The sequence below is a fragment of the Thermogutta sp. genome, assembly GCF_014359955.1.
Classification (GTDB): Bacteria; Planctomycetota; Planctomycetia; order Pirellulales; family Thermoguttaceae; genus Thermogutta.
The window spans coordinates 1-2,094 of record NZ_JACIYL010000764.1; the positions used below are offsets into that span (position 1 = coordinate 1).

The window sequence follows — 2,094 nt, forward strand, 5'->3', positions numbered from 1 at the left end:
GTAGCCTCTCTTCGGGGAAGCTGTCAAGGGACGTTTTTGCGGCACGACGGCACGAGATATTTGGGGCGGGAGGTAGTTCAGGCAGAAGGTGTCGGGCAGGGCGAGTGGCAGACTCACAGGGAGCCGCCTGCGTTTTGCCCCAAATGGGATGATCTGATCGGATGGGTGAATGTGCGGGCTGATCAGTTGGCGAGCTGTTTGCGGATGAACTGGACCTGGGGTTGACCACCGAGTCCGCCGCCGGTGAGGCTTTCGGCAAGGTAGCGCACGCGTTCTCGGGAGTTGACCGGGGAGCGGAAGTTGTCGCCCTTTTGGAGAATGGGCCGGGGGTCCGGCATTTCCCCGAAGGCTTCGCTTCCGGCGAGCTGGCAGGGGAACCAGTAGCCTCGACCCTCGTCATCAACGAGGTAGAACTCTCCGTAGCAGTGACCGGGCACCCAGACTGTGCGGGCCGGGACGCCTGCGGCCCGACAGAGGGCGACGAACAGGGACGTCATATCCTCGCAGTCGCCGACGCCCTCTTTCAAGGCGTACACGGCACCTCTTAGCGGTGCCCCACTCTTATACTTAACGTGTTCCCGAACGAAGTTATAGATGGAACGGAGCTTTTCCCAGTCGGTGCTTCCCTGGGCGATGAGGGTTTTCGCCTGTTCCATGATTTTGGGGTCCCGGGATTCGATCTTGGGACTGGGACCGAGGAACACGCGGACATCGGCGGGCAGTTTGTCGGTGATCCGAAAGATCGTTGTGTCCGGTGGGGGGAGCTGGACATGGCGGCGGACCTCCACCGTCACGAGGGCGTGGGCTTCGCGTCCATTGGGGAGGCTGGGGATTTTCACCACCATTTGATCGACGAGATTGTCCACGGTGCGGTACTGGACGGTGACGCCTGGGGAGAAATCTTCCTCGACGATTTCCACCTGTTGTTCGGGCCAGTCGCGGGGAAGGGGGGCTGTTCCCACCATATTCCGACAGGCACCGGCCACCGCCTTGACGACGATGCCGGCCTGCCATTTGGACACGACGGCCTCACCCAGCCGCCAGCCCTTGCCCTGGTCTTCCTTGAACTGCGCCCAGAGTGGACGCGGCAAAATTGCGATGCTGAGCAAGATAAAAAAGCAGAAGCCCGCTGTGCGACTCATTGGCTGGTTTGTTATTCTGTCAAGCACTCTTCCGGTGACACTCGCCCTTTTAGTGGGGGCGAAAACTGCGGCCCTCCGCGGCAGTGATGCTCTCCATCTGCACCTGGAACGGTTCCGAAACCGACTGGTTGTGCCTGGTTTGGGCTCTTGTTCCTGGGATGGGGTTCATCATCCTGCTGGGCGGACGGTCGGCGGCCTGGTTGTGCGAAGGATCACCGGGCCTGTGCCACCACCCGCTGCTGGAGGTAGTCGGTCATGATCTGGAACACTTCTTCCAGGTAGTAATCGCGTTTGATGCCTTCCTCGCTGCCCTCGTCGAGGGCACGGAGGCGTTTCTCCTCTTCCTTGTCGGCATTGAGTTCCTTCACCTGGGCCATGAATTTCTCTTCCTGGAGCGGCACCGTTTTCTTTTGACGTTGCGCGAGGTAGCGTTCGATATCTTGCTTCACTTTCTGGAAGTCCGGGGAGTTGTTGACCCGTTCTTCGGACCGCTTCTTCAGGAAATCCACCACGGCGCTGTTGACATCCGGGTAGACCTGATATTTGGCCGGCTGGATGCGGTCAAATGGAAGGGCGTAATCGAGGTCCGACTCGGCGATGCCTTCCAGATGGTTGGTGAGTGAAGGGAGCTCGATGTCGGCCAGCACACCGCGGTTTTGAGTGCTGTCGCCGTCCGGTCGATAGAACTGCTGGATGGTCAGTTTGAGGGCTCCCAGCTTAGGGGCATTGGGCAGCCGGAAGAGTTCCTGCCCAAGATCAATAAGACTCTGCACAGTGCCCTTTCCATGGGTGCTGTGGTCACCGACGATGAGTCCGCGACGGTAGTCTTGAATTGCACCGGCGAGGATTTCGCTGGCGCTCGCGCTGAATTTGCTGATGAGGACGATGAGGGGCCCGCGCCAGGCGACGCTGGTGTCCTCGTCGTCGTAAACCATGACCCGACCTGCCGAAT

3 protein-coding genes are annotated in these 2,094 nt (G+C 60.0%); 1 reads left to right on the forward strand and 2 read right to left on the reverse strand.

Annotated elements, in window-relative coordinates:
- Window positions 1–225: hypothetical protein (locus H5U08_RS16720; RefSeq protein ID WP_297035672.1), on the forward strand; the 225-nt coding region annotated here is incomplete at its 5' end.
- Here the strand turns inward: H5U08_RS16720 and H5U08_RS16725 are convergent.
- Both H5U08_RS16725 and H5U08_RS16730 read right to left on the reverse strand, forming a co-directional pair.
- Complete coding sequence (locus tag H5U08_RS16725) at window positions 183–1,142, reverse strand: transglutaminase domain-containing protein (RefSeq protein ID WP_297035675.1); 960 nt, start codon at window positions 1,140–1,142, stop codon at window positions 183–185. The two genes, H5U08_RS16720 and H5U08_RS16725, sit on opposite strands and share 43 nt — an antisense overlap.
- 212 nt (window positions 1,143–1,354) lie before the next feature.
- Window positions 1,355–2,094, reverse strand: a 740-nt coding sequence (locus H5U08_RS16730; protein ID WP_297035677.1) for a carboxy terminal-processing peptidase, incomplete at its 5' end; no start/stop codon positions are given.